Raw genomic sequence first — 25,179 nt, forward strand, 5'->3', positions numbered from 1 at the left:
ATCAACCGGGTCACTGGCCAAACAAAGCTGTGTGAAGTGTTTTTGCGTGTAATCCGGATGTTTGAACGATCTGCACAGTTTCGCGGTCTATCTGCGATTACGCGTACAAAACTCCTGTCCTAACTATGTCACATCGGCGGAGGGATACCTCAGCCCGGATCTGAAAATGAAAGGATGACCCAAATGAAATCGCTCGTCTTCACTGCTTTTGTTGCTGCGCTTGCCCTGTCGGCCCCGGCCTTTGCTGCGGATGAAATCAACGTCTCCAAAGGCATCTCGGCGGCTGGCGCGCCGCTTGCTGCGCATGGGGTGGATCTGGTCGCGCTGGTCAACAGCGGCAACCCGGTCGAAGGTTTTGCAACCCACTCGGCCACCTATGATGGCGCGTCCTACTACTTCACCACCGCCGAAAACCGCGAGGCGTTCGAGGCGAACCCGGCGGCCTACCTGCCCCAGCACGGCGGCTTCTGCTCATTCGGTGTCTCGGTTGGCAAGAAGTTCGACGGCGACCCGGATCAGTACCTGATCGCGGACGGCAAATTGTTCCTGTTCCTGAACGCAGAAACCCGCGCCGCCTTCCTGAAAGACGTGGTCGGCACTGCCAAGACCGCCGACGACCAATGGGCAAATATCAAGAGCATCGCCGTCGGCGAACTCTGATCCGTACGAACAACGGCCCGCAGCTACGCTGCGGGTCTTTTCTGTGTGATGATTTCGACAGCCTGTGCCAGAGCGTCGTCGATGCTCAGTTCGGACGTGTCCAGCAGAACGGCATCTTCGGCGGGTTTCATGGGGGCGGTGCTACGCTCCGCATCGCGCGCATCCCGTTCGCGCACATCGGCCAAGACCTGATCACGCGTTACATCAGACCCTTTGGCGCTAAGCTCCAAAAACCGGCGTTCGGCCCGCACCTCAGCACTGGCAGTGACAAACAGTTTCACCTCAGCCTCGGGGCAGATCACCGTCCCAATATCGCGCCCATCCAATACGGCCCCGCCCGCGCGCCGGGCAAAGGCACGCTGAAAATCGACCAGCGCGGCCCGCACCTCGGGGATGACAGCAACTTTTGACGCCGCCTGCGCGATCTCAGCCGAGCGCAGATCGCCTTGCTCCAGTTCCTCTGCGGTCAGAGTTTGGGCCGCCGCGACGGGATCAACCCCATCCAACACGCGACGTCCCACGGCACGATACAACAGCCCCGTATCCAGATGGGCAAACACGAAATGCGCCGCGACGCCTTTCGAGATCGTCCCTTTGCCCGCCGCCGCAGGGCCATCAATGGCGACGGTAAAGCTCATACCCGTTCGACCTTGGCACCCAGCGAGGCCATCAACGGCTCGAAGACCGGGAACGAGGTTGCGATCGGGCCGCCATCATCGACCGAAACGGGCGTTTTAGCGCCCATGCCCATCACCATGAAGGACATCGCGATCCGGTGGTCCAGAAAGCTCTCGCAGGTGCCACCACCGGGAACGTTGCCGATGCCCAGCCCTTCGACCGCCCACCAATCGTCACCTTCATTCACGGTCACGCCATTGGCCCGCAACCCGCGCGCCATCGCGTCGATCCGGTCGCTTTCCTTGACGCGCAGCTCTTTCACGCCGTCCATCATCGTGGTGCCGGTCGCATTGGCTGCCACCACGGAAAGAACCGGATATTCGTCGATCATCGAGGCCGCGCGCTCGGCCGGGACCTCGATCCCCTTCATGTTGGGCGAGTATTTGGCGCGCAGATCGGCGACGGGCTCACCGCCCTCTTCGCGTTCGTTTTCATAGGTCAGGTCCGCCCCCATCTCACGCAGAGTGGTAAAGAGGCCCGCACGGGTCGGGTTCAGACCGATGCCGGGCACCAGCACGTCCGAACCGGGGGTGATCAGCGCCGCGCAAACCGGGAAAGCGGCACTCGACGGGTCACGCGGCACGGCAATGACCTGAGGTTTCAGCTCGGGTCGACCGGTCAGCGTGATCACGCGACCTTCATCTGTATCTTCAACGGTGATCTCGGCCCCAAAACCGGCCAGCATCCGTTCCGAATGGTCACGGGTGGCCTCTTTCTCGACCACAACGGTCTTGCCGGGGGCGTTCAGGCCCGCCAGCAGAACGGCCGACTTCACCTGAGCCGAAGGAACCGGAACCTCATAGCGGACCGGGGTCGGGTCCGCTGCGCCCACGATGGTCATCGGTAGGCGCCCGCCCGAGCGGCCAACCGCCTGCGCGCCGAACAGCGCAAGCGGATCTGTGACCCGCGCCATCGGGCGTTTGTTCAAGCTAGCATCACCCGTGAAGGTCGCCGTGATCGGAGAGGTTGCCATCGCGCCCATGATCAGCCGCACGCCGGTGCCCGAGTTGCCACAGTCGATCACCTGATCGGGTTCGGCAAAGCCACCGACACCGACACCATGCACGGTCCATTCACCGCCGCCATGGTCTGTCACCTCGGCCCCGAAGGCACGCATGGCTTTGGCAGTGTCCAGGACATCCTCGCCCTCAAGCAGGCCCGAGATCTTGGTTTCCCCAACCGCCATCGCACCAAGGATCAGCGACCGGTGCGAGATCGACTTGTCGCCGGGCACCTCAGCCGTTCCGTTCAACGGGCCGCAGGGATGCGAGGTCATCGGGATGGGCGTGCCGTGTCCGGACATGGGGGCTCCTGTTTTCGCTATCAGTCCATGCCGATTAGCGAATTGGGACCAGTTGGTCCAGCGGCAATAAGGGTATGGGTGTCTCTCAGGTCTCTCCCAGCCATTTTGCCGGGTTTTCCTCGGCGATTTGGCGAAAGATCTCTTCGCCCAGAACGTTGCGCAACCGGATACAGACCGCCTTTTCTGACAGCGCCTCTTGCCGGGTCATGTAGTAATCCGACCCGAACAAAACGCGCGACCGCAGGCGTTCGCTTTCCTCATCCTCGCCCATCAGGAACAAACGCAGGAACGGCGCATAGTCTTCGAACTGGAAAAGGGTGTAGGAGATATCCGTCCACAGGCCTTCGAAGTCTCCGCTGCCGATCAAGTCGCGAATGGATCTCAGCCAATTCCGGTTGAATGCATCGTCCAAAGGGTCGCTGTGATCGGGATTGACGTAGGCATGCCAGTCTCGCTGCCCACCAAAATGTGCCAGACAGATCCGAAGGTTGGGAAAGGCGCGCATCACCGGGATAAACGCCTCAGGCTCTGTATAACGGTCGGCCCAATAGTCGGAAAGATACCGCCCCTGAACCCCGCCACGCGAACAATGCGACATCACCGGCAGGTTTTTGTCCTGCAATCCCGGATAGACATGCTGCATCAGAACCGGGTCATTCGGTGCAAACCCTAAACGGGGATAGAGTTTGACCCCACGAAACTTCAGATCATCAATGGCACGCCACAGTTCAGTGGCATTGGGATCAGCCCGCGGGTCGATGGTTGCGAAGGGAACCACCGAAGGGCCAACCTCTGGGTCAGTGGAGAGCTGCGCCAGTTCGTCGTGCTGGTCGCGCAGGGGCACCTCAGGCGCGCCGAAGCCAAAGGCTGACAGATCCATCGGCAAGACGACAAAACGGGTATTGCTGGGGTAATGTCGCTGCAGGTTATCCAGAATCTCGCGCTGGCTGCCCTCATCCGTTTCCTGCTGAAAACGATAGAGCCGATCCAATTTTTCAGCGACGCCAGGCTGGCCGATCAGTCTGGCACCGAAAGCCAGAGCCTTGATCAACCATGGCATCTTCTTGAACGGTTTGAGCGCCGGATAGGGATAGTCCTCGGGCACGTGGCGCGAGTGAAACAGATGCGTGTGGCAGTTGGTAATCCGAATATCAGACATGGTAATCCTTGAAATAAGCTATGCTGAAAACGCGTAACGCGCACAGCCTAGCATAGCGTGCAGGATTACAAAAATTTGAAACCGATCAGGCGTCTGTCCGGCGGAAGGTCAGATAGTGCGGTGTCCGCCCTTCCCGCAGGGCCTTTTGCTCATAGCGGGTCGAGATCCAGTCGTCCCAAGGCTCGCGCCAATCGACAGGGCGTTCAGCCAACCACTCGAAACCGGCGCGGGGTACTTCCTCAAGCGTCTGGCGCACGTAGTCAGGAATGTCGGTGGCCACGCGGAAGATCGAGCCGGGCTTCAGGACACGCGCCAGAGGCTCCAGATGTTCGGGCGTCACGAAGCGGCGGCGGTGGTGGCGCGTTTTGGGCCACGGATCTGGGTAGAGCAGGAAGGCGCGTGAAATGCTGGCTTCTGGCAGCACATCGAACAGGTCGCGCGCGTCACCGGGATGCACCGCGAGGTTTTCGACCCCAGCCTGACGGATCTTGCCGAGCAACATGGCGACGCCGTTGATGTAAGGCTCGGCCCCGATGATTCCGATATCGGGGTTGTTCGCGGACTGATGCACCAGATGTTCGCCACCGCCAAAGCCGACCTCAAGCCAGACATCCTTGCCGCCAAACAGCGCATCGAGGTCGAGCGGGTGGCGTTCGGGGTTCGTTTCCCAATCGACAGCACCGGGCGACAGGGCATCGAGGTCTTCGTTCAGATACGTCTTCTGGCTTTGCTTCAGGGTTTTGCCCTTGAAGCGGCCATAGAAGTTTCTGCGGGGGCGTTGGGGTGTCTGGTTGCTCATGGCGGTGCCCTTACTGTGGCGCGCGTCTTGTGACAAGGGGCTGACCCTCGGAGCATCTCGAAAAAGAGAAAGGGCGCATCCTGCGAGACGCGCCCCTTTTGTCTTGGATCAGACCGCCGCTTTTAGGGCGTCGATGAGATCAGTGCGTTCCCAGCTGAAGCCGCCATCGGCAGCGGGTTCACGGCCGAAATGACCGTAAGCTGCGGTGCGCTGATAGATCGGCTTGTTCAGTTGCAGATGCTCACGAATGCCGCGTGGCGTCAGATCCATGACCTGACCAACAGCTTTTTCGATCACGGCGTCTGCGATCTGGCCGGTTCCATGGGTGTCGGCGTAGATCGACAGCGGTTTGGAGACGCCAATCGCATAGCTCAGCTGGATGGTGCAGCGTTCTGCCATGCCGGCGGCAACCACGTTCTTGGCCAGGTAGCGCGCGGCATAAGCTGCCGAGCGGTCCACCTTGGTTGGGTCTTTGCCCGAGAACGCTCCGCCACCATGAGGGGCTGCGCCACCATAGGTGTCGACGATGATCTTGCGACCCGTCAGGCCCGCATCTCCGTCCGGGCCTCCGATCACGAACTTACCGGTCGGGTTCACGTGCCATTCGGTATCAGCGCTCAGCCACCCTTCGGGCAGGGTCTCAGAGATGTAAGGCTCGACGATCGCACGGATGTCGTCCGAGGTCAGCGCTTCATCCAGATGCTGCGTGGACAGAACGATCGAGCTGACGCCAACCGGCTTGCCATCGCGGTAAACAACGGACAGCTGCGATTTCGCGTCCGGGCCCAAAGCAGGCTCGGTGCCGTTTTTACGTACTTCGGCCAGACGACGCAGGATCGCGTGCGAATACTGGATCGGTGCCGGCATCAGCGCAGGGGTTTCAGTCGTGGCGTAGCCGAACATGATGCCCTGATCGCCCGCGCCCTCATCCTTGTCACCAGACGCGTCAACGCCCTGAGCGATGTGAGCGGACTGTTCATGCAGCAGGTTCGTCACTTCGACTGTTTCGTGGTGAAACTTGTCCTGCTCGTAACCGATATCCTTGATACAGGCGCGCGCGATCTCGTCGATGCGCCCCATATAGTCGTGCAGCTTTTCCTGATCAGACAGACCTACTTCGCCACCGATGACAACCCGATCGGTCGTAGCAAAGGTTTCGCACGCCACGCGCGCTTCGGGTTCTTCATTCAGAAATGCGTCGAGTACGGCGTCCGAAATCCGGTCACAGACCTTATCGGGGTGCCCTTCGGAAACTGATTCCGAAGTAAAAGTGTAGTTCTGTCGGGACATAAATGTGCTCCATTGAAGTTCCTCTGCCACGCCAGGAAGCCGTTGTGACAGGCAACAAGGGCATACGCGCCTTGCGAAATGACGTCAATCGGAAACTAGGCGCTGCGCGGCCGCAGCATGCGCCACAGCAACACGGCCAACAAGAGCAAGACCGCGAACACGGGCAGGTCCCCCGTGCGGGAATAAACCGTCGGCGCAAGAGGCAACGGCAGATCGGCGTCCACAAACCCGGCCTGCCCCAAAGGAAGCGATGCGGTAATCCGCCCCAAAGGGTCGATCATCCCCGAAATGCCGGTATTGGCGGACCGCATAAGTGGCAGCCCCTGCTCAATCGCCCGCATCTGGGCCTGGGCAAGATGCTGGTAAGGGCCGGAACGGGTTCCGAACCACGCATCATTGGTGATCTGCAAGATGAAATCGGCGCGTTCCGGCGCGCCGTTTACGTCTTGGGGAAAGACGGCTTCGTAGCAGATCAGCGGCAGCGCCTGCCCCAGCTTGCCCGCCTGCATCACTGCAGGCCCCGGCCCCGAACTGAATCCATGACCAGCCGTTGTGGCCATGCCGTGAATACCGAAACGGGCCATCAGGTTTCCGAACGGGACATATTCGCCAAACGGGGCCAGATGGTGCTTGTCATAAAGACCCGTCTGCTGCCCGTTCTCATCGAGATAGATCATCGAGTTGTAGATGCGAGGGCCGTCCCCTCGCTGAATGCCCAGAATAACCGGAACGCCCTGAGCTGCATCCGTGGCGGCCTCAAGATAAGGATCGGCGCTGCTGAGCCACGCCGGAATTGCAGTCTCGGGCCAGACGATCAGGTCGGGACGTGGCTCTGCCGCGGTGAATTCGATCTGCCGAGCGAAGAAAAGGGGCGCGTATGCAGGATCCCATTTCTGATGCTGAGGCGCATTTGGCTGGATCAATCGGACAGTATTTTCGCCATATTCAATGGTCGGTCTGCCGGAAGCGTAGACCACGGCAAGAACCGTGGCACCTGCGAACGCAACGACCGGAACCAAAAGCGAGCGGAGAGCCACAGGTTGCGCCATCGCAGCCCCAAGCGAAAACGTTACCGCGAAGGTCAGCGCAGCCAGCCCATAGGGACCAACCAAAGACAAAATTTGCGCAACCGGTGTGTCGACCCAGACCTGCGCAACCCCGGCCCAGGGGAAGCCGGTCAGAAGATAACCGCGTCCAAACTCAGCCAGCGACAATGTCAGGGCCAGCGACACAGCCTGCCGCGCGGCCGGAGCTTCAACCCGCCGCGCCGCCCAGAATGCCACTGCCCAGAACAACGCCAGTCCGCCAGCCATGAAGACCAGCGCAAACGGAGCCATCCACGCATGGCGCTCGGCGTCCACTTGGAAAGGCTCGATGATCCAACTCAGCGCATGGGCGAAGTAGCCGGTGGCAAAGGCCCAGCCCAACCACGCGGCCCGCGCGCGGGTTTCACAGGCGAGAAAGAACGCGGGAATTAGGGTCAGCGCAATCAGCGTCAGCGGCCAGTAGCCAAACGGCGCCAAGCCATAAGCGCCCAGCGCCCCCAAGGCAGCTGCGGCACCAAGTCTAAGCCAGAAAGGCCAACCCCGGACAGGGATCATGCAGCGACGTCCGGCAACATGACGCGCAGACGCTTGATGCGGCGCGGGTCGGCATCGATCACCTCGAACTCCGGGCCTTCGGGATGCAGTACAACCTCACCCCGCGCCGGAACACGACCCGACAGCATGAAGACTAGACCGCCCAGAGTTTCGATCTCTTCCTCGTCCACATCCTCGTGGCTGGTCAGAGAACGTCCGATCTCGGCCTCAAAATCCTCAAGCGGAACGCGGGCCTGAACGACGTAGCAACCCGGCTTTTCCTGCAGCCAAAGCTGATCTTCATGCGCGTCATGCTCATCGGCGATTTCGCCGACGACCTGCTCAATCAGGTCTTCGATGGTTAACAATCCGTCAACGCCGCCATATTCATCGATCACCAACGCCATGTGACGGCGTTCGGTCTGCATCTTGGTCAGCAAAACACCGATAGGCATCGAGGGCGGCACAAACAGCAGCGTGCGCAGCATCGAGGTCAGGTCGAACTCGGCTCCGCCACCATTGAACCCATGGGTTAGAGCAAAGTCCTTTAGGTGGACAAAACCCAGCGGCGTATCCAGCGTACCTTCATACACGGGTATCCGCGACAGGCCGCTTTCGCGAAAGACCTGAGCCAGTTCATCCTTGGAAATCGTTGAGGGAACCGAGACGATTTCAACGGTCGGAATGGCGACATCCTCAACCCGCTTGCGACGCAGGTTAACCATGCCGCGATGTTGATTGTCGGCTATTTCATGCCCGTTGACCGGAGCGCTTTGCTCCTCTTCGGCCCCTGAGATGGCATCCATAATCCGCGAAAAGAAACCGCTTTTCTCTTCAATGTCCAAATTCTCAGACTGCGCGCTTTGCGCCGCCCTAGAACTGCCGTCTGTATCGCCCATTGTCCTCTTCCAATTGATCGGGTGAAATAACCCGCTTCACCTATTATATGGGTCATTGATACCCAGTTTGCCAAGTATCTTGACCTCAATCCCTTCCATCAAGGTCGCATCGGGGTCACGAATGTGATCATACCCCAGCAAATGCAACGTTCCGTGAACGATCAGATGCGTCACGTGATCAGACATGGATTTGCCCGCCTCAGCCGCCTCGCGCGCGCAAGTCTCGTATGAGATCGCAATGTCCCCGAGGGCAATTTCGCCGGTAAAATCGGGTTCCGGCAGTTCGGGGGTTTCACCTGCGACATCCGCTGCGAGGTCTTCGGCGGGCCAGCTCAGAACGTTCGTCGGTGTTGGTTTTTCCCGGAACTCGGCGTTCAGTTCCGCAATTCGGGTGTCATCGCAGGCCAGCAGGCTGACCTCACACAAATCCGGATCCAGCCCACAATGGTGCAGAACCGCTTCAACCGCGCGCGAAGACAGAGGCTCCAGCCCCTGCCAGCGGTCGTCTTCCACGGTGAGTTCAAGATTCATCCTGTCGCCTCAAAGCCTGACGTTGGACCTTGAGTTATCCTGTCTCGCGCCCTGAATCGGCCTCATACGCTTCGATGATTGCGGCGACAAGCGGATGCCGCACCACATCTTTCGAAGTAAAGTAGTTGAAGCTGATATTCGGGATCGTTTTCAGCAGCCGTTCGGCATCTGCCAGCCCAGATTGAACCCCACGCGGCAAATCGACCTGAGACCGGTCACCCGTGATAACCATACGACTACCCTCGCCCAGACGGGTCAGGAACATCTTCATCTGCATGGTCGTCGCGTTCTGCGCCTCGTCCAGCACAACAAAGGCATTGGCCAACGTCCGCCCTCGCATGAACGCCAGCGGAGCGATTTCGATTCGTTTTTCCTCGATCAGTTTGGCGAGCTGTTTTCCCGGCAAAAAGTCGTTCAGCGCGTCGTAGAGCGGCTGCATATACGGATCGACCTTGTCCTTCATGTCGCCCGGCAGGTAACCCAGCTTTTCCCCGGCCTCGACCGCAGGACGGCTGAGGATAATGCGGTCCACATGGCCGCCGATAAACATCGACACGCCTACGGCAACGGCCAGATATGTCTTACCGGTACCCGCCGGTCCGATTCCGAAGGCCAGTTCATTCTGGAAAAGCGACTGCACATAGGCTTTTTGCGCATCCGTGCGGGGTTCGACCAGCTTTTTGCGGGTCTTGATCTCAACGGTACCGCCCTTGAACATCTCAAGCTGGTCGCCGTCTCGACTACCGGTCCCCTGTTCCGAGCCACCCATTCGCAACTCTCGGTCCACATCAGCGGCTTCAACATCGCGCCCGCCTTCCAGACGGGTATAGAGGGCCTGCAAAACCTCAATTGCGTTTTTCTGCGAATCCTCTTCGCCCATCACCACCAACTGATTGCCACGGCGCACAATCTGGACCGAGAGCTTCTGTTCGATCTCGGTCAGGTTGCGGTCAAATTCGCCACATAAATCAATCAACAAGCGGTTGTCTGGGAATTCTACAAATGCCTCGCGCTGGGGCATCTCATCTTGCGGTGGGGTAAGGGCACCGATGGCCAATCCGTTCTCCTGTCTTGGCGTTTCACCTTGAGCGTAGACAAGAACTCGGACCGGGTGCAAGCCACAGTTTCAAAAATTCGCACGGCGATGACAAAAGCGCCGATCGGGCGATTTGCTCCGGTTTAGAACTTGTAGTTCAAACCGAACCTCAGACCGCGATAGTTCGGTGTGGATTTTGTCGAAAAACCCGAAGAGAATTCAATATCCTTGGAATCGAACTGGACATATTCAAACTCACCTGTGATCGACCAGTCTTCCGTCAGATAATGTTCCGCACCAATGCTGAGCGAGAACCCGTTGCGGCGATCCGAAGTTTCAAATGACTGTGTGCCAGTGGTGGACGAAATACTGTTTGTGGTCTCTACGTCACCCCAAAGGTAACCGACACTGACGAAATAAAGGATTCGCCCGCTGCGGTTGGTTAGGCCATTCCGAAACCGCAAGGTGACAATATCCGAGACTTCTGACCCGCCTTGAACCGTCTCAGAGCCGACTACAGTGGAAACACTGTCGTCCAGCGATCCGAAATCATATCCCAGCTCAAATCCATAAACATAGTCACGACCGCCCCGAGCCGGCAGGACACCCCGCCAGCCGCCACGCACACCGCCATAGGTTCCGCTGATGTCCTGATCGCCGATTGCGAAAGTATCGGTTGGCGTGGTCAGACCGAACCGATCATCGCCCCCACCGCCATACCCTGCCGTCACACCGAGATAGAAGGCACTGACATCGTCGCTGAAGCGCTTGTCGCTGATCACTTCGGGATCAGATATGTCCCCCGTTTGATCGCTCGCCCAAGTCGCGCTGGCCCCAAAAGCCACTAAAGTTGCGACCGACACAGACCAGAGACCTTTGCACTTCAGAACCACCACTCAATACCCTCCATCGACGCCACTTTCGTGATCGGCAAAAACAAACCTTCCGCACGCGGTCGAGGCCCATCAGAAAACTTGGCTCCTCTCGGAACATAGTTCCAATTCATAAATCAAGGGTAAATTTTAGATATATTCGTACTGGCACGACGTGCCCGCAAAGAACCACCTTATTGCAACAGTTCCCCGGCCAAAGAGTTCGCGCCAGACTTCACGATACGCACCTTACGCAAGTCTCCCACGTTCAGGTCAGGCCCTACCACGTGAACCGAGTGCAGATAGTCTGATTTTCCAACCATTTGCCCTTCGAGCCGCCCGGGCTTCTCGAACAGAACGCCGACAGTGCGACCGACCATGGAATCCTGAATTTCGCGCTGATGCTTGGTGATCAGAGCTTGCAAGCGTTGTAAGCGGTCATCCGCCACCGCCGGGTCAACCTGGGCGCGTTCCGCCGCCGGAGTCCCCGGGCGGGTCGAGTACTTGAACGAGTAGGCATAGCCGTATTTGACCTGCTCGACCAAGTCCAAAGTCGCCTGGAAATCCTCTTCGGTCTCTTCCGGAAAGCCGACGATGAAATCCCCCGACATCACGATATCCGGACGCGCCGCGCGGATATGTTCAATCAGCCGCAAATAGCTGTCCGCCGTATGGCTGCGGTTCATCCGCTTGAGGATCCGATCCGATCCCGCCTGCACAGGCAAATGCAAGTACGGCATCAACTTATCACAGGTGCCATGCGCCTCAATCAAATCATCTGCCATATCATTGGGATGCGAGGTGGTAAAACGGATACGCTCCAGCCCGTCGACCTTGTTCAATTCCCAGATCAGCCCGGCCAGCGTCATGTCCCCATTGGGACCGGCACCGTGATAGGCGTTGACGTTCTGGCCCAGCAGAGTGATCTCGCGCACGCCGCGTTCAACCAAATCCTGCGCCTCACGAATGATACGGTCCGCAGGGCGGCTGACCTCGGCCCCACGGGTATAGGGCACAACGCAGAAGGCGCAGAACTTGTCGCAACCCTCCTGCACTGTCAAAAACGCTGTCGGGCCGCGTTTGGCCTTGGGACGGTTCTTGAGCTTTTCGAACTTGTCCTCTTCGGGGAAATCGGTGTCCAGCGCTTTGGCCCCTTCACGGGTCTTGGCCTCCATCTCCGGCAAACGGTGATAGCTTTGCGGTCCAACCACCAGATCGACCAGAGGCTGACGGCGCATGATCTCTTCGCCTTCGGCCTGCGCAACACAGCCCGCCACACCGATCTTGAGATCGGGCTTTTCCGCCTTCAACCCCTTGAACCGGCCAAGCTCGGAATAGACCTTTTCGGCGGCTTTTTCGCGGATATGGCAGGTGTTTAGCAGGATCATATCCGCATCGTCCGGCGACTTGGTCTCGACATATCCCTGCCCACCCAAGGCCTCGGCCATACGCTCGCTGTCATAGACATTCATCTGACAGCCATAGGTCTTGATAAACAGCTTTTTGGGTTCAGACATGGATCGGGCCTTTGCAGTCGCTGGATCGGCGTCATCTATCTGCTTCGAACGCCGCTTGCAATGCCGGCGCAATTACCCGAATTTGGCGAAACTTTCCAGCAAGACGCGAATGAAAACCGGCGATGCAGTACGAATCCCTCGACAACTTTCTGAATTCAGGCCAATCCGCCCTGTCCAAAGGCCCCGTGGCCCTGATTTTCGCTGAAGACGAGACCGAGGTCGAAAGCACACTGCACCACCATCTAAGCCTCGGGTTCAAGTCCGTCGTGGCTTTCATGCCCGCCGAGTTCACCCTCAGCGAGGACCTGACCGCGCGGATACATCGCGTGACACTCAGATGCGCGCCCCGGACCGTGGTGTTCGACGCGATCAACCGCATCACAAAAGTCGCGCCCAGCGTCTGGATGTACTACTGCTACAACGCCGAGTACCTGTTCTACCCTTTCTGTGAAACGCGCAGCATAGGGGAATTGCTGGCCTTCCACGCCGAGGAACGCCGCAACGCAATGTTGTGCCACGTGATCGACCTCTACGCAGGCGACCTGACCCAGTTCCCGAACGGCGTGGCCCCTGACCAGGCCATGTTGGACGGCACCGGATACTATGCCCACACCCGCCACGATCCCACAGGCCGCCCGGTCGAGCGCCAATTGGACATGTCCGGCGGCCTGCGCTGGCGGTTCGAAGATCACATTCCCTATGAACGCCGCCGGATTGACAGAATCGCTTTGTTCAAGACCCGCAAAGACCTGATCCTGCAGCCCGATCACACGTTCAACGAGACCGAATACAACACCTATGCCTGCCCGTGGCACCACAACCTGACGGCTGCGATCTGCTCATTTCGGGCGGCAAAAGCTCTGAAAAGCAACGCAGGTTCGGCCTTCGACATCTCAAGCTTCCGCTGGCACAATTCCGTCTCGTTCGAATGGACATCGCGCCAACTGCTCGATCTGGGATTGATCGAACCCGGCCAATGGTTCTGATCCGCTCTTCATCTGGCTGAAAATATCCCGGGGGAGGCGCCGCAGGCGGCGGGGGCAGAGCCCCCTATCGCTGCAGCAGCATCGGGAACCAGTCTTCCCGCAACCGCTGACCGGGTGTCATGTCATGCCCCGGAAACGGAGGCGACGTGCGGCCCGGACGCTCGACATAGCGCGCATCATCCCCAACCAGCCGTAATGAAAACGCCCGGCGACGACTGTCCGAGTGATTCCCCCGCGCCCCATGCAGGGTGCGGTAGTTGAACGCAACCGCATCGCCGGGCTCCATTTCGAACTCGACCACTTTCATCCCTTCCGCATCCGGATCGGGGACCGGAATGTATTGGCCTTCATCAGCAAAGAACCCCTCTTCGCTGACCCAGCGGGTCGGCAGCACCTCTTTCCCCCACCTGTGTGATCCCGCAACACAGCGCAGGGTGGCTTGCTTCACCGGATCCAAGGGCGACCAGAAGCTGATGGTCTGCTGCCCTTCGACAAAGTAATACGGCCCGTCCTGATGCCAGGGCGTCGCCATCGATGTGCCTGGCTCCTTCACCAGAACATGGTCGTGAAACATCTGCACTGTTTTCGACTGCATCAGGTCCGCTGCGACCTCAGCCGCCGGAGAGGTCTCGATCACCTCGCGGAACTGCGGGATACGGGTCCAGTTGCAGTAATCATCAAAGAACAGCCCGGTCTGCCCCTCTTTCTTGTTGTCCGAGGCATAGGGCCCCGGCTCGGTCATATTAGCGGCAACTCCGTCGCGCAACGCATCCACGTGATCGGCAAAAAGCCCTTTGATCAGGACAACCCCGTCTTCCTGGTAGGTGTCGATCATGTCCTGAGAAACAAGAGGGTGTGGCATGTCGGTCTCCTTGTGCTTGACTCGTTTAAAGGACAACAAAGCCATCTGTTCAAATCATATCTTTCGAAGTAATAATTAACGTGATGTTATATATTTCACTGCGCCAATACGAATATGTCTGCGCCATCGGCCGCCATGGCAGCTTGTCTGCCGCAGCCCATGGGCTGAACGTATCGCAACCCGCTCTATCGACGGCCCTGACGCGGGTTGAGTCGCTTCTGGGATATCCGCTGTTCATGCGTCGACGCGGGGCGGCGATGACCACAACCCCTCAGGGGCGCCTTTTCATCGAACAGGCGGAAAAACTGTTGCACTCTGCCGCGCAGATCGAAAATCCGACAGACGCACCGCACGGGTCTTCACACCTGCGGTTGGGCTGCTTCATTGACTTGGCACCGTTTCATCTGGCCTCTGCCTTGCATAGTCTGCATACAGCCCTGCCCGATGTGACCATCTCGTATCAGGTGGACAGTTTCGAGGGCTTGCTGGACGGTCTGATCAACGGCCAGACGGATATCGCGATCACGTATGACCTTGGCATGGATGCAGGGTTTACTCGGCAAGAGCTGTTCGACAGTGTCCCGCACGCCTTGCTCCCACCTGATCACCCGCTTGCTTCTGCCCACAGTGTCAATTTGGTCGATCTGGAACTGGAACCCCTGATCCTGTCTAAGGAGGGGCTGTCGGCGCAGCACGTCCTGAACCTGTTTCGGCGTAAAGGCCTGAACCCAACAGTCGCCCACAGGGCAGCAACGCTTGAGATTCAGCGCAGCCTCGCAGCCCATGGGGAAGGAATCGCAATCAGCTACGCCAGCCCAAACAATTCGACGAGCTATGACAATAGAACGCTTGTGCGCCTGACGATCCTAGACAACGGCGCTGCTGAGCCTGTCGTCTTGGCCCGCCACGGAACCGGCCCCGTCGAAGCCACATTGGCCTCAGCGGAACGTATCCTGTTTGATGCGCTGTCCGAAACTAGACCTGAGGTTTCTTGCGAAGACGGATAACCACGTCGACCGAGGCGATCTCGACCCCTTCCGGCGCCTGCGGGAGGCGCTGGATCACCAACTCTTCGGACGGAGCGTCGCTCAGCCGGCTTTCGTCTTCCCAATAGAAATGCGGGTGATCATGGGTGTTGGTGTCAAAATAGCTTTTCGACCCATCCACCGTGATCTCTTGCAGCACGCCCGCATCGCAGAACGCGCGCAGCGTATTGTAGACGGTCGCAAGCGAAACAGCATCGCCCTTGGTCTTGGCGGAGTCAAACAGGCTTTCCGCTGTTACATGCCGGTGACGACCATCGCCCACAAGCAACTCGGCCAGCGCAACACGCTGTCGCGTCGGGCGCAATCCGGCGCTCTCCAACCAGTCTGTAGCTATCTTACGGCTCTGAGGTGTCATGAATCCGATACCCATTTTTGCTGCTTATATATATAGGGGCGCAGGGATGCCAATTTCAAATGAAATTCATTCGCAAAGATCACCGGGTCGCAACATCATCCGGCCACTGCTCTTGCAGGACCTTGCATACGGGTGCTAGGTGAGGCCAAATGTAATTAACGGACCCAAGGCAGAAGAGGCGGCAAGAATGGCCCAATTCCCAAGCAGTTTTGACAAAGAGGATCTGCTGAAATGCGCGCGAGGCGAACTTTTTGGCCCCGGCAATGCGCAGTTGCCTGCCCCTCCGATGCTGATGATGGACCGGATCACCGATGTTTCTGGTGACGGAGGCGCGCATGGCAAAGGCCATGTTGTCGCGGAATTCGACATCACGCCTGATCTTTGGTTCTTTGACTGCCACTTCCCCGGAAACCCGATCATGCCGGGCTGCTTGGGTCTGGATGGCCTGTGGCAGCTGACGGGCTTCAACCTGGGCTGGCGCGGCTGGCAGGGGCGCGGCTACGCCCTGGGCGTGGGCGAAGTCAAACTGACCGGCATGGTCCGCCCGGACCGTAAGATGCTGACCTATTATGTTGATTTTACCAAAGCCGTACAAACACGCCGTCTGACCATGGGGGTCGCGGATGGCCGTGTCGAAGCGGATGGTGAAGTAATTTACCAAGTCAAAGATATGAAGGTTGCACTGTCCGAAAGCTGACACCAGCGGACATTACGCCAACAGGAACGGAACACAGGAGAACGCATATGCGTCGCGTCGTCGTCACCGGTTTGGGGATCGTCTCCTCGATCGGGAACAATGCCGAAGAGGTTCTCGCCTCGCTCAAAGCAGGTAAATCCGGCATCGAGGCCAATGAGCAGATGGTCGAACATGGCTTTCGCAGCCAGATCGCCGGGTCGCTCAAGATCGACGTGTCCGAACACGTTGATAAACGCACCCTGCGTTTCATGGGACCGGGCGCGGCCTACGCACACATCGCGATGGCACAGGCGATTGCCGATTCCGGGCTGACCGAGGAACAGGTCGTCAATCCGCGCACCGGACTGGTTGCCGGGTCCGGCGGACCGTCCACCAGCGCGATGCTGACCGCGCATCAGACGGTACTGAAGAACGGCGCTACCAAGCGGATCGGGCCTTTTGCCGTGCCGAAATGCATGTGTTCCACGATTTCCGCGAACCTTGCCACCGCCTATAAGATCAAGGGTATCAACTACTCGATCACGTCGGCGTGCTCGACCTCGCTGCATTGCATCGGCAACGCGGCGGAACAGATCATGCTGGGCAAGCAGGACGTGATGTTCGCAGGCGGCGGCGAGGAGCTGGACTGGACCCTGTCCTGCCTGTTCGACGCGATGGGTGCGATGTCGTCGAAGTACAACGACACTCCGAAGAAAGCATCGCGCGCGTTCGATCAGGACCGCGACGGCTTCGTGATTTCGGGTGGCGGAGGCATCGTGGTGCTTGAGGATCTGGACCATGCGCTGGCGCGCGGTGCCAAGATCTACGCCGAGGTGACCGGCTATGCTGCGACTTCGGACGGTCATGACATGGTGGCCCCGTCCGGCGAAGGCGGTGAGCGCGCGATGCGTCTGGCTCTGTCGACCCTGCCCGAAGGCCGCAAGGTTGGTTACATCAACGCGCATGGCACTTCGACCCCGGTCGGAGATGTGGGCGAAGTTGAAGCCGTGCGTCGTATCTTCGGCGAAGGTCAGGTGCCTCCGATCTCGTCCACCAAGTCGATGACCGGGCACGCACAGGGCGCGGCTGGCGCGCTTGAGGCGATCTTCTGCCTGCTCATGCTGGACAATGATTTCATAACGCCGTCGATCAATGTCGACACACTAGCCGAAGGCATCCAGCCCGGTGAAATTGCAACTCAAGTGGTTGAAAATGCAGGTTTGGATTCGGTCATGACCAACAGCTTCGGCTTTGGCGGCACGAACGGATCCATGATCCTGTCAAAGTATAACGGGTGAACGAGATGTCGGAAGTTCTAAAAGGGAAACGCGGCCTGATCATGGGTGTCGCCAATGACCGGTCGATTGCCTGGGGTATCTCGAAAGCGATGCATGAAGCAGGGGCTGAGCTGGCTTTCACCTATCAGGGCGACGCGTTCGGGAAGCGTCTGCAGCCATTGGCCGAAAGCCTCGGCAGCGACTTCATGGTGGATGCGGATGTCACCGATGACGCCTCGCTGGACCGCGCCTTTGGCGAGTTGGGCGAACGCTGGCCAACCATCGACTTTGTCGTTCACGCGATTGCCTATTCGGACAAGAACGAGCTGACAGGCCGGTTTCTGAACACCACAAGGGCCAATTTCAAGCACTCGATGGATGTGTCGGCCTACTCTTTCATCGAGGTCGCCCGTCGCGCCTATCCGCTGATGAAGGACAATGGTGGCTCGCTGCTGACGCTGACCTACCAAGGCTCGAATCGTGTAGTTCCGAATTACAACGTCATGGGCGTTGCCAAAGCCGCGCTGGAATCGGCGACACGGTATCTGGCCAACGACCTCGGCCCCGAAGGCATCCGTGTGAACGCGATTTCGCCCGGCCCGATGAAGACCCTGGCCGGGGCGGCAATCGGCGGTGCGCGCAAGACCTACAAGTTCTGCGACCAAAATGCACCCATGCGCTCGAACGCTACGCTGGAGGCCGTTGGCGGCACGGCGGTTTACCTGACCTCAGACGCGGGGGCTTGCACCTCGGGCGAGATCATCAGGGTGGATGGCGGTTTCCACGTGCTTGGAATGCCACAGCCGGATTTCATGTGACCATATCTTTCCCAGACGCCGCCAAGATTTGACCATCTTTCGGCGTCAGGGATATGGGCATGAGCAAAACCGACCAGATCCTTGCCAGCAATACGCGTGGCACCCAGACCAGACGGAAAACGGGGTTCCTAAGCCCCCGCGCCCGTGTTCTGCTTTTGACGCTGACCACATTGCTGGTGTTGTTCGTGTTCTTCACGCAACCGCAGGTCCGTGCAGCGCTTGACGGGCTTTGGGGCTAAGACCTCAAGCCTTCAGTTCACCGAGACAACCTCAATATCGAAGATCAGGTCCTGCCCGGCCAGCGGGTGATTGGCGTCCAGCGTCACCGTGGCCTCGTTCGCCTCGACAACCGTTACCGGCAGCGCCTGACCATCGGGGGTCTGCATCTGCAACTGGGTTCCAGGCTCTAGCGGGATGTCGTCCGGAATACCTTCACGCGGAATGTCCTGCCGCATCGCCGGGTTGATCGGACCATAGGCGTCGACACAGGCAATCTCGACCCGCTTCTTGTCGCCAACCGCCAATCCTGGCATCGCGCTGTCCAGGCCGGGTATGATCTGGCCCGAACCGACAACAAACTCTAACGGATCGCGCCCGTCTGAGCTGTCAAAGACAGTCTCGTCCAACAGCGTGCCGGTATAGTGGATGCGAACTGTGTCGCCTTGCTTGATCTCAGACATTGGGCCTCCGGGGCGTGTGGGGAATAGGGCGCCGAACACAAGCGCGCTACGCCGGAGTCTGACTCAGCGCAGGATGCATGCATCTGATTCTGATGTCCAGATTGCGGTGAAGGCGTGCGCGTCCTTTTGTCGTCGCTTACACGCGCGCCTTCAATACCAAGCGTGCAGAACAGGAACATCCGATCCTATCGACAAGATGTTATCGCTGCAGTCTTAAATAGAGATTGACCGGTGATGGGAATCTCTGCCATCAGCGTCCTCATGTCCGGTTCCGGGTTCGCCCGGAGAAAAGGGAATGCGGTGCGGGGAATTCTGATCCACCCAATGCCGCAACTGCCCCCGCAACTGTAGGCGGTGAGCAGGGCTGACACGCCACTGGGTTCCACCCGGGAAGGCCAGCCCCATGCTTTGACCCGCAAGTCAGGAGACCTGCCGGATATGCACCCTCGGAAGGGGTGTGTCACCGATGCTGGGGTGTGCATTGGGCCGATGCCCTTATTTTGGGTACATGGCTCCGTTCGTCCCGATATCAAGCAAGAAACGTGCCGGGGTTGGCACGAAGGACGAAGGAAAGACCTTGTGAAGAAACTATTTTGCACAGCTGCGGCTGCGCTGGCGATTCCAGCGATGGCGCAGGCGCATTTTCTGCTGGAATACACCACCGACACGCTGATCGAGGCGCCGGGCGACGTGCCGGTCAAGCTGATCTTCTGGCACCCGTTTGAAAACGGCCATGTCATGGATCTGGACAAGCCGCAGGAATTCTATGTGATCCACAATGGCGAAAAGACCGACCTGCTGGACACGCTGGAGCCCATCCGGTTTTCGAGCCCCGAAAACGAAGGCGCGGCCTTCCAGGGATCTGTTCCGGTCAAACGTTCGGGCGACTACGTAGTGGTCACCGTGCCTGAGCCCTATTACGAAGAGGCCGAGGATATCTATATCCAGCAGATCACCAAGGCGTTCCTGAACCGCAACGAACTGCCGACCGACTGGATGAACCCCGCAGGTCTGGCGACCGAGATCGTGCCGCTGAACAAGCCCTACAACGTCATCGCAGGTTCGACCTTCACCGGTCAGGTTCTGGCGAATGGCGAACCGGTTGCCGGCGCTGAGATTGAGATCGAGTACATGGCCGCCAAGCCCAGCTTCGACAGCCAAGCCTCGTCCGAGCCTACCGTTTCGCCGATGCCCGGTGGCGCTGTTGTCGCTATTTCCGACGCCAACGGCTATTTCTCCTTCGGTGTCCCGAAAGCTGGCTACTGGGGCTTTGCCGCCCTCGGCGCTGGTCCGGAAACCGAACATGAAGGCAAAGAGCTGAGCCAGGACGCGGTGATCTGGATCCGCGCCTGGGACATGGAGTAACCCCAGATGCACATCGTCGACGGAGCCCTGTCCAACCCGGTCGTCATCGGCGGCGCTATTGCCGCCGCTGGTGGGGTTGCCATGGGCCTCAGGTCGCTGGATCTGGACCGCATCCCCACAGCTGGGGTGCTAGCGGCCAGTTTCTTCGTGGCTTCTCTGATCCACGTGCCGATTGGGCCGTCGTCGGTGCATCTGATCCTCAACGGTCTGGCCGGGCTTCTGCTCGGCTGGGCCGCCTTCCCGGCCCTGTTTGTGGGTCTGCTGCTACAGGCAGTCTTTTTCGGCTTCGGCGGGCTGACGGTGCTGGGGATCAACACGCTCAACATCGCTTTTCCGGCCGTACTAGCGGGGCTGCTGTTTCGACCTCTGATCGGACGCGGTTCGCCTGTTCATGGCGCAATTTGGGGCGGCATTGGCGGCGCCTTTGCCATTGCAGCCACCACTGTCATGGTGGGTATCTCACTGGCCTTGTCAGGGGACGAATTCCTCCCCGCCGCCAAACTGGTCTTCTTTGCCCATGTCCCCGTGATGGTCATCGAGGCCGTCCTGACAGGATTTGCCATCCTTCTGGCGCGAAAGGTCAAACCTGAACTGTTCCTGACCAGGCCCGCCACATGAGACAGCTTGCCCTCATCCTGGCGCTGTGCGCGGCCCCTCTGCCCGCGCTGGCCCACAAGGTGATTGCCGGGGTCTTTGCGTCCGGTGACGCGATCGAAGGGGAAATCGGCTTCTCCAACGGTACCATGGCGACCGATACCGAGGTCGTCGTGACCGATCCAAACGGGGTCGAGCTGGGTCGAGCCACGACCGACGCCGACGGGTTCTTCATCTACACACCCACCGCACCCGTTGCCCATACCTTCTTTGCCGACCTTGGCGCCGGTCACGTGGCCGAGGTCACCATGCCCGCCGAGGACGTCGCCAAGATCATGGGCGTCGCCGTCCAGAACACGCCCGCAGCGTCGCCCACGCTTACGGCAGCCTCGGAGGGCCTCACAGTCGCCTCTCTCAGCGATGAGGAGCGTCAGGCCATCGCGGCCGCCGTGCGTGACGAAATACGCCCTCTGCGTCGGGAAATCGCCGCCTATCGCGAACACAACGACCTCCAGACCATTCTGGGCGGCATCGGATACATCTTTGGCCTGTTCGGGCTGGGTTTCTACCTCGCGGCGCGGAGGAAACTGGCAAGCTGATGGCACACGTATTGGGACCACAGGAACGGACGCTGGCCGAGGCTGGCACGATCGGTCAACGAGGGTTGATCACCGCGCTTGATCCGCGTGTGCGCATCGTCATGTCCGTTTTGTTTGCGGTCGTTGTGGTCTCCCTATCGTCCCTGCCCGCCCTTGCAGCGGCGCTGATGATCGCGCTGTCTCTGCTGGTGCTGTCCCGACTGCCTTGGCGCAAGACGCTCAAGCGGATGGCGATGATGGACAGTTTCATCATCTTTATGCTTGTCCTGTTGCCCTTCACCATGCCCGGCGACCCGATGTTTACCATCTGGGGGTTTCCAGCCAGTTGGCAGGGGTTCTGGAAAGCCGTGGAAATCGCGCTGACCGCCAATGCCGTGATCCTGACCGTGATGGTTCTGGTCGGCACAATGGAGCCTGTCACCTTGGGCCATGCCCTGCACCGGCTGCGCTGTCCGGAAACACTGGTGAATCTTCTGATGTTCACAATCCGCTACATTGATGTCCTACATGAGGAGTACCAACGCCTGAGCGCCGCGATGAAAGTCCGAGGCTTCCGCCCCGGCACCAACTGGCACACCTACCGCAGCTTTGGCTATCTGGTCGGCATGATGCTGGTCCGGGCAATCGAACGGTCCGAGCGCATCCTCGGTGCGATGAAATGCCGGGGGTTTTCGGGCAAGATGCTGTTGATGCAGGACTATAGCATCAACCGACGTGATATTGTCTTTGCTGCCGGGCTTGGAGCCCTCTGTCTAGCCCTGATCCTAGTGGAATTCGCATGACCCTCATCGCGCTGGACAACATCTGCTTTGCCTATCCCGGACAAGCACCGGTTCTGAACGGTGCTAACCTGCGGCTGGAGGCCGGGCAACGCCTGTCACTGACCGGCCCGAATGGAGCCGGGAAATCCACGCTTCTGCGTATCACACTTGGGCTGCAGCGGCCGTCTTCGGGTGCGGTGACCGTCTTTGGCAAACCAAGAAGGGCGGAGGCCGATTTCCACGAAGTTCGCCGCCATATAGGCCTTGTCTTTCAAGACCCCGACGACCAGCTGTTCTGCCCCACAGTGGCCGAAGACATTGCCTTTGGTCCGCTGAACCTAGGCAAGACACGTGATGAGGCGCTTGCCATCGTGGATCGCGTTCTCGGCGATCTCGACCTCCTGCATCTGAAGGAACGGACCACGCATAAACTGTCAGGCGGCGAAAAGCGTCTGATCACGCTGGCGACGGTTCTGGCGATGGAGCCGCAGGCCCTGCTGCTGGATGAGCCGACGAATGCGCTGGACACTAAGAACGAGGCGCGGTTGCTCGAAATCCTGCAATCTCTGCCTCAGGCCATCGTTCTGGTTAGCCATTCTCCTGCATTTCGCGATGCGCTGACCCCAGACAGGCTGGAATTGCGAGACGGCAAGCTGGTCGCTGTGTGAGAAAGCCTATTTTGGGCGCGCCGATGCAAGCAGTTTGTAACTGCGCAAAACAAAAAACCCCGCGTCGAGGACACGGGGTTCTTTTTTGAAAGCTGCTAGCTTTCTTATTCTTCTGCGGCCTCTTCGGCTGCAACGCGGGCTTTGTCAGCCGCGCCTTTGGCGTCGACGTCACGATCAACGAATTCGATGATCGCCATCGGAGCCATGTCGCCATAGCGGAAGCCAGCTTTCAGGATGCGGACATAGCCGCCCTGACGCTCGGCGTAGCGGGGGCCCAGAACTTCGAACAGCTTTGCGACGTCTTTGTCTTCTTTCAGCTGTGCTGCGGCCTGACGACGAGCATGCAGGTCGCCGCGCTTGCCCAGAGTGACCAGCTTTTCGATGACTGGGCGCAGTTCTTTTGCCTTCGGCAGAGTTGTTTTGATTTGCTCATGCTCGATGAGCGAGCCTGCCATGTTTGCAAACAGAGCCTTGCGGTGCTCATGAGTACGATTCAGGCGGCGGTAACCACGTGCGTGACGCATTTTTCAATTCCTATCTTGCGTTTTGCTTTGTCTGGCCGGCGATGCGTGTCACTGGCTCTCCTTGGGGCGGAAGTGCCCATTTAGTCCCCGGACGCCCGGGCATTGGGGAAGACGCGCTTAAAACGCGTCTTCGAATTTCTTCGCCAGATCTTCGATGTTGTCGGGCGGCCAATCCTCGACATCCATGCCGAGGTGCAGACCCATGCCGGACAGCACTTCTTTGATCTCGTTCAGCGACTTGCGGCCAAAGTTCGGGGTGCGCAGCATCTCAGCTTCGGTCTTCTGGATCAGGTCGCCGATGTAAACGATGTTGTCGTTCTTCAGGCAGTTTGCCGAACGGACCGACAGCTCCAGCTCGTCGACTTTCTTCAGCAGCAGCGGGTTGAACTCCAGACCATCGTCCTCGTCCTGGCGGCCAGCCGATTCCGGCTCGTCGAAGTTGACGAAGATCGACAGCTGGTCCTGCAGGATACGAGCGGCATAGGCCAGCGCGTCTTCCGGCGTGATCGAACCGTCGGTTTCGATCTTCAGGGTCAGCTTGTCATAGTCCAGAACCTGACCTTCACGGGTCGGCTGAACGTCATAGGCAACCTTTTTGACCGGCGAGTAGATCGCGTCGATCGGGATCAGGCCGATGGGTGCATCTTCCGGCTTGTTCTTCTCAGCCGAGACGTAACCCTTGCCGGTGTTGACGGTCAGTTCCATGAACAGGTCGGCGCCATCGTCCAGGTGGCAGATGACGTGATCGCGGTTCAGGACCTCAATGCCAGCGCTTTCGCTGATGTCACCAGCGGTCACAACTGCGGGGCCTTTGGCATTGATCGACAGGCGCTTGGGGCCTTCGACTTCCATGCGCAGCGACACGCCTTTGAGGTTCAGGATGATGTCGGTGACGTCTTCACGTACGCCCGCAACCGAGGAGAACTCGTGCAGGACATTGTCGATTTGAACGCTGGTGATGGCCGCACCTTGCAGCGAGCTCATCAGGACGCGGCGCAAAGCGTTGCCCAGTGTCAGACCAAAGCCACGCTCCAGCGGTTCAGCAACCAGGGTTGCCTGACGCGCAGGGTCGTTGCCCGGCTTGCCGTCCAGCTGGGTCGGCTTGATCAATTCTGCCCAATTCTTGTGGATCATGTAATCCCTCCATTCCTGTCCGCGCCCCATGACCAACAAGGTGCAGACGCCCGAGGTTCAAAATGACATGCTGGGGCCGCGCAAAAACGCAGCCCCAGCTGAATTCGAAATCGCTTAGACGCGGCGGCGCTTCGGCGGGCGGCAGCCGTTGTGAGCGATCGGAGTCACGTCGCGGATCGACGTGATGTTGAAGCCCACGGCAGCCAGTGCACGCAGAGCTGATTCACGACCCGAACCGGGGCCCTGAACTTCGACTTCCAGCGTTTTGACGCCATGTTCCTGGGCCTTCTTGCCTGCATCTTCTGCAGCCATCTGAGCGGCGTAGGGTGTCGATTTCCGCGACCCTTTGAAGCCCATGGTACCGGCAGACGACCACGAAATGGCGTTGCCTTGTACGTCCGAGATCAGGATCTTGGTGTTGTTGAAGGTCGAGTTCACATGGGCGACACCCGATGCGATGTTCTTACGCTCTTTGCGCTTAACGCGAGTCTTATCACGTGCCATCAGTCA

At 59.1% G+C, this 25,179-nt stretch carries 29 protein-coding genes and 2 riboswitches; of the genes, 12 read left to right on the forward strand and 17 right to left on the reverse strand.

What is annotated here, in order from left to right; genetic code table 11:
* Window positions 1–183: 183 nt before the first annotated feature.
* Window positions 184–660: a YHS domain-containing (seleno)protein gene (locus ACR0IP_RS10390; protein WP_170377702.1), complete on the forward strand. Its 477-nt coding sequence runs from the start codon at window positions 184–186 to the stop codon at window positions 658–660.
* A gap of 23 nt (window positions 661–683) precedes the next feature.
* Here ACR0IP_RS10390 and cmk read toward each other — a convergent pair whose 3' ends face one another.
* The 11 genes from cmk to miaB form a co-directional block, all read right to left on the reverse strand.
* Window positions 684–1,298 carry a (d)CMP kinase gene (gene cmk / locus ACR0IP_RS10395; RefSeq protein WP_480525391.1) on the reverse strand — a complete coding sequence of 205 codons (615 nt, stop codon included), beginning with the start codon at window positions 1,296–1,298 and terminating at the stop codon, window positions 684–686.
* Complete coding sequence (gene aroA, locus ACR0IP_RS10400) at window positions 1,295–2,641, reverse strand: 3-phosphoshikimate 1-carboxyvinyltransferase (RefSeq protein WP_480525393.1); 1,347 nt, start codon at window positions 2,639–2,641, stop codon at window positions 1,295–1,297. Before aroA ends, cmk begins: the two co-directional genes overlap by 4 nt.
* Before the next feature lie 85 nt (window positions 2,642–2,726).
* Window positions 2,727–3,800, reverse strand: coding sequence for an amidohydrolase family protein (locus ACR0IP_RS10405; RefSeq protein ID WP_425083918.1), 1,074 nt, complete (start codon window positions 3,798–3,800; stop codon window positions 2,727–2,729).
* 85 nt (window positions 3,801–3,885) lie between these two features.
* Window positions 3,886–4,599 carry a tRNA (guanine(46)-N(7))-methyltransferase TrmB gene (trmB, locus tag ACR0IP_RS10410; protein WP_425083919.1) on the reverse strand — a complete coding sequence of 238 codons (714 nt, stop codon included), beginning with the start codon at window positions 4,597–4,599 and terminating at the stop codon, window positions 3,886–3,888.
* A gap of 108 nt (window positions 4,600–4,707) precedes the next feature.
* The gene (gene metK / locus ACR0IP_RS10415; RefSeq protein WP_170691058.1) at window positions 4,708–5,889 is read right to left on the reverse strand and encodes a methionine adenosyltransferase; all 1,182 of its coding nucleotides are present in this window, start codon (window positions 5,887–5,889) and stop codon (window positions 4,708–4,710) included.
* A 5-nt stretch (window positions 5,890–5,894) separates the two neighbouring features.
* Window positions 5,895–5,943: riboswitch (SAM-SAH riboswitch) on the reverse strand.
* 41 nt (window positions 5,944–5,984) lie between these two features.
* Window positions 5,985–7,490 (reverse strand): apolipoprotein N-acyltransferase, encoded by a 1,506-nt coding sequence (lnt, locus tag ACR0IP_RS10420; RefSeq protein ID WP_480525396.1) that lies wholly within the window; start codon window positions 7,488–7,490, stop codon window positions 5,985–5,987.
* Entirely contained in the window at window positions 7,487–8,368 is an 882-nt protein-coding gene (locus ACR0IP_RS10425; protein WP_170640489.1) for a hemolysin family protein, read from the reverse strand. The genes lnt and ACR0IP_RS10425 overlap by 4 nt, the downstream gene beginning before the upstream one ends.
* Window positions 8,369–8,404: 36 nt before the next feature.
* Entirely contained in the window at window positions 8,405–8,899 is a 495-nt protein-coding gene (gene ybeY / locus ACR0IP_RS10430; protein ID WP_170676942.1) for an rRNA maturation RNase YbeY, read from the reverse strand.
* A 34-nt stretch (window positions 8,900–8,933) separates the two neighbouring features.
* Window positions 8,934–9,956, reverse strand: a complete 1,023-nt coding sequence (locus ACR0IP_RS10435) for a PhoH family protein (protein WP_170377675.1) — start codon at window positions 9,954–9,956, stop codon at window positions 8,934–8,936.
* A 122-nt stretch (window positions 9,957–10,078) separates the two neighbouring features.
* Window positions 10,079–10,831: an outer membrane protein gene (locus ACR0IP_RS10440; protein ID WP_170377673.1), complete on the reverse strand. Its 753-nt coding sequence runs from the start codon at window positions 10,829–10,831 to the stop codon at window positions 10,079–10,081.
* 170 nt (window positions 10,832–11,001) lie between these two features.
* The gene (miaB, locus tag ACR0IP_RS10445; protein WP_170377671.1) at window positions 11,002–12,324 is read right to left on the reverse strand and encodes a tRNA (N6-isopentenyl adenosine(37)-C2)-methylthiotransferase MiaB; all 1,323 of its coding nucleotides are present in this window, start codon (window positions 12,322–12,324) and stop codon (window positions 11,002–11,004) included.
* 122 nt (window positions 12,325–12,446) lie between these two features.
* Between miaB and ACR0IP_RS10450 the strand changes: the two genes are divergently transcribed.
* On the forward strand, window positions 12,447–13,310 hold the full coding sequence (locus ACR0IP_RS10450; RefSeq protein ID WP_480525399.1) for a hypothetical protein: 864 nt from the start codon (window positions 12,447–12,449) through the stop codon (window positions 13,308–13,310).
* Window positions 13,311–13,374: 64 nt separating this feature from the next.
* On the opposite strand, the gene ACR0IP_RS10455 is transcribed toward ACR0IP_RS10450, so the two are convergent.
* Entirely contained in the window at window positions 13,375–14,172 is a 798-nt protein-coding gene (locus ACR0IP_RS10455) for a phytanoyl-CoA dioxygenase family protein (protein ID WP_475218661.1), read from the reverse strand.
* A gap of 83 nt (window positions 14,173–14,255) precedes the next feature.
* Here ACR0IP_RS10455 and ACR0IP_RS10460 point away from each other — a divergent pair, with 83 nt between their 5' ends.
* Window positions 14,256–15,179, forward strand: coding sequence for a LysR family transcriptional regulator (locus ACR0IP_RS10460; RefSeq protein WP_480525401.1), 924 nt, complete (start codon window positions 14,256–14,258; stop codon window positions 15,177–15,179).
* On the opposite strand, the gene irrA is transcribed toward ACR0IP_RS10460, so the two are convergent.
* Entirely contained in the window at window positions 15,148–15,573 is a 426-nt protein-coding gene (irrA, locus tag ACR0IP_RS10465) for an iron response transcriptional regulator IrrA (protein ID WP_170378119.1), read from the reverse strand. The two genes, ACR0IP_RS10460 and irrA, sit on opposite strands and share 32 nt — an antisense overlap.
* 187 nt (window positions 15,574–15,760) lie before the next feature.
* Here irrA and fabA point away from each other — a divergent pair, with 187 nt between their 5' ends.
* The 4 genes from fabA to ACR0IP_RS10485 are packed head-to-tail and all read left to right on the forward strand — an operon-like array spanning window position 15,761 to window position 18,583.
* Window positions 15,761–16,270, forward strand: a complete 510-nt coding sequence (gene fabA / locus ACR0IP_RS10470) for a bifunctional 3-hydroxydecanoyl-ACP dehydratase/trans-2-decenoyl-ACP isomerase (protein WP_170378117.1) — start codon at window positions 15,761–15,763, stop codon at window positions 16,268–16,270.
* A 47-nt stretch (window positions 16,271–16,317) separates the two neighbouring features.
* On the forward strand, window positions 16,318–17,547 hold the full coding sequence (fabB, locus tag ACR0IP_RS10475; protein ID WP_480525403.1) for a beta-ketoacyl-ACP synthase I: 1,230 nt from the start codon (window positions 16,318–16,320) through the stop codon (window positions 17,545–17,547).
* A 5-nt stretch (window positions 17,548–17,552) separates the two neighbouring features.
* Window positions 17,553–18,344 (forward strand): enoyl-ACP reductase FabI, encoded by a 792-nt coding sequence (locus ACR0IP_RS10480; RefSeq protein WP_170377661.1) that lies wholly within the window; start codon window positions 17,553–17,555, stop codon window positions 18,342–18,344.
* 59 nt (window positions 18,345–18,403) lie between these two features.
* On the forward strand, window positions 18,404–18,583 hold the full coding sequence (locus tag ACR0IP_RS10485) for a hypothetical protein (protein WP_170377659.1): 180 nt from the start codon (window positions 18,404–18,406) through the stop codon (window positions 18,581–18,583).
* A gap of 12 nt (window positions 18,584–18,595) precedes the next feature.
* Here ACR0IP_RS10485 and ACR0IP_RS10490 read toward each other — a convergent pair whose 3' ends face one another.
* Window positions 18,596–19,024: an FKBP-type peptidyl-prolyl cis-trans isomerase gene (locus tag ACR0IP_RS10490; RefSeq protein ID WP_170377657.1), complete on the reverse strand. Its 429-nt coding sequence runs from the start codon at window positions 19,022–19,024 to the stop codon at window positions 18,596–18,598.
* A 249-nt stretch (window positions 19,025–19,273) separates the two neighbouring features.
* Window positions 19,274–19,475, forward strand: a riboswitch (cobalamin riboswitch).
* Window positions 19,476–19,603: 128 nt separating this feature from the next.
* Between ACR0IP_RS10490 and ACR0IP_RS10495 the strand changes: the two genes are divergently transcribed.
* The 5 genes from ACR0IP_RS10495 to ACR0IP_RS10515 are packed head-to-tail and all read left to right on the forward strand — an operon-like array spanning window position 19,604 to window position 23,011.
* Window positions 19,604–20,389 (forward strand): DUF4198 domain-containing protein, encoded by a 786-nt coding sequence (locus ACR0IP_RS10495; protein WP_480525406.1) that lies wholly within the window; start codon window positions 19,604–19,606, stop codon window positions 20,387–20,389.
* Between the two features lie 6 nt (window positions 20,390–20,395).
* On the forward strand, window positions 20,396–21,007 hold the full coding sequence (gene cbiM, locus ACR0IP_RS10500; RefSeq protein WP_170377654.1) for a cobalt transporter CbiM: 612 nt from the start codon (window positions 20,396–20,398) through the stop codon (window positions 21,005–21,007).
* On the forward strand, window positions 21,004–21,582 hold the full coding sequence (locus ACR0IP_RS10505; protein ID WP_170377652.1) for a cobalt ABC transporter permease: 579 nt from the start codon (window positions 21,004–21,006) through the stop codon (window positions 21,580–21,582). The genes cbiM and ACR0IP_RS10505 overlap by 4 nt, the downstream gene beginning before the upstream one ends.
* Window positions 21,582–22,364, forward strand: coding sequence for a cobalt ECF transporter T component CbiQ (gene cbiQ / locus ACR0IP_RS10510; protein ID WP_170377650.1), 783 nt, complete (start codon window positions 21,582–21,584; stop codon window positions 22,362–22,364). The genes ACR0IP_RS10505 and cbiQ overlap by 1 nt, the downstream gene beginning before the upstream one ends.
* Window positions 22,361–23,011, forward strand: a complete 651-nt coding sequence (locus ACR0IP_RS10515; RefSeq protein WP_170377648.1) for an ABC transporter ATP-binding protein — start codon at window positions 22,361–22,363, stop codon at window positions 23,009–23,011. The genes cbiQ and ACR0IP_RS10515 overlap by 4 nt, the downstream gene beginning before the upstream one ends.
* A 104-nt stretch (window positions 23,012–23,115) precedes the next feature.
* On the opposite strand, the gene rplQ is transcribed toward ACR0IP_RS10515, so the two are convergent.
* From rplQ to rpsK, 3 genes are all read right to left on the reverse strand, one after another.
* Window positions 23,116–23,535 carry a 50S ribosomal protein L17 gene (gene rplQ / locus ACR0IP_RS10520; RefSeq protein WP_170377646.1) on the reverse strand — a complete coding sequence of 140 codons (420 nt, stop codon included), beginning with the start codon at window positions 23,533–23,535 and terminating at the stop codon, window positions 23,116–23,118.
* A 117-nt stretch (window positions 23,536–23,652) separates the two neighbouring features.
* Entirely contained in the window at window positions 23,653–24,669 is a 1,017-nt protein-coding gene (locus ACR0IP_RS10525; RefSeq protein WP_170377644.1) for a DNA-directed RNA polymerase subunit alpha, read from the reverse strand.
* Window positions 24,670–24,783: 114 nt separating this feature from the next.
* Entirely contained in the window at window positions 24,784–25,173 is a 390-nt protein-coding gene (gene rpsK / locus ACR0IP_RS10530) for a 30S ribosomal protein S11 (protein ID WP_008757289.1), read from the reverse strand.
* Window positions 25,174–25,179: the final 6 nt, after the last annotated feature.

It is taken from the genome of Ruegeria sp. AL11 (assembly GCF_056540865.1).

Coding starts and splice junctions, on each gene's coding strand:
- ACR0IP_RS10390 (WP_170377702.1), top strand. CDS start 184: ATGAAATCGCTCGTCTTCACTGCTTTTGTTGCTGCGCTTGCCCTGTCG.
- cmk (WP_480525391.1), bottom strand. CDS start 1,298: ATGAGCTTTACCGTCGCCATTGATGGCCCTGCGGCGGCGGGCAAAGGG.
- aroA (WP_480525393.1), bottom strand. CDS start 2,641: ATGTCCGGACACGGCACGCCCATCCCGATGACCTCGCATCCCTGCGGC.
- ACR0IP_RS10405 (WP_425083918.1), bottom strand. CDS start 3,800: ATGTCTGATATTCGGATTACCAACTGCCACACGCATCTGTTTCACTCG.
- trmB (WP_425083919.1), bottom strand. CDS start 4,599: ATGAGCAACCAGACACCCCAACGCCCCCGCAGAAACTTCTATGGCCGC.
- metK (WP_170691058.1), bottom strand. CDS start 5,889: ATGTCCCGACAGAACTACACTTTTACTTCGGAATCAGTTTCCGAAGGG.
- lnt (WP_480525396.1), bottom strand. CDS start 7,490: ATGATCCCTGTCCGGGGTTGGCCTTTCTGGCTTAGACTTGGTGCCGCA.
- ACR0IP_RS10425 (WP_170640489.1), bottom strand. CDS start 8,368: ATGGGCGATACAGACGGCAGTTCTAGGGCGGCGCAAAGCGCGCAGTCT.
- ybeY (WP_170676942.1), bottom strand. CDS start 8,899: ATGAATCTTGAACTCACCGTGGAAGACGACCGCTGGCAGGGGCTGGAG.
- miaB (WP_170377671.1), bottom strand. CDS start 12,324: ATGTCTGAACCCAAAAAGCTGTTTATCAAGACCTATGGCTGTCAGATG.
- ACR0IP_RS10450 (WP_480525399.1), top strand. CDS start 12,447: ATGCAGTACGAATCCCTCGACAACTTTCTGAATTCAGGCCAATCCGCC.
- ACR0IP_RS10455 (WP_475218661.1), bottom strand. CDS start 14,172: ATGCCACACCCTCTTGTTTCTCAGGACATGATCGACACCTACCAGGAA.
- ACR0IP_RS10460 (WP_480525401.1), top strand. CDS start 14,256: ATGTTATATATTTCACTGCGCCAATACGAATATGTCTGCGCCATCGGC.
- irrA (WP_170378119.1), bottom strand. CDS start 15,573: ATGACACCTCAGAGCCGTAAGATAGCTACAGACTGGTTGGAGAGCGCC.
- fabA (WP_170378117.1), top strand. CDS start 15,761: ATGGCCCAATTCCCAAGCAGTTTTGACAAAGAGGATCTGCTGAAATGC.
- fabB (WP_480525403.1), top strand. CDS start 16,318: ATGCGTCGCGTCGTCGTCACCGGTTTGGGGATCGTCTCCTCGATCGGG.
- ACR0IP_RS10480 (WP_170377661.1), top strand. CDS start 17,553: ATGTCGGAAGTTCTAAAAGGGAAACGCGGCCTGATCATGGGTGTCGCC.
- ACR0IP_RS10485 (WP_170377659.1), top strand. CDS start 18,404: ATGAGCAAAACCGACCAGATCCTTGCCAGCAATACGCGTGGCACCCAG.
- ACR0IP_RS10490 (WP_170377657.1), bottom strand. CDS start 19,024: ATGTCTGAGATCAAGCAAGGCGACACAGTTCGCATCCACTATACCGGC.
- cbiM (WP_170377654.1), top strand. CDS start 20,396: ATGCACATCGTCGACGGAGCCCTGTCCAACCCGGTCGTCATCGGCGGC.
- ACR0IP_RS10505 (WP_170377652.1), top strand. CDS start 21,004: ATGAGACAGCTTGCCCTCATCCTGGCGCTGTGCGCGGCCCCTCTGCCC.
- cbiQ (WP_170377650.1), top strand. CDS start 21,582: ATGGCACACGTATTGGGACCACAGGAACGGACGCTGGCCGAGGCTGGC.
- ACR0IP_RS10515 (WP_170377648.1), top strand. CDS start 22,361: ATGACCCTCATCGCGCTGGACAACATCTGCTTTGCCTATCCCGGACAA.
- rplQ (WP_170377646.1), bottom strand. CDS start 23,535: ATGCGTCACGCACGTGGTTACCGCCGCCTGAATCGTACTCATGAGCAC.
- ACR0IP_RS10525 (WP_170377644.1), bottom strand. CDS start 24,669: ATGATCCACAAGAATTGGGCAGAATTGATCAAGCCGACCCAGCTGGAC.
- rpsK (WP_008757289.1), bottom strand. CDS start 25,173: ATGGCACGTGATAAGACTCGCGTTAAGCGCAAAGAGCGTAAGAACATC.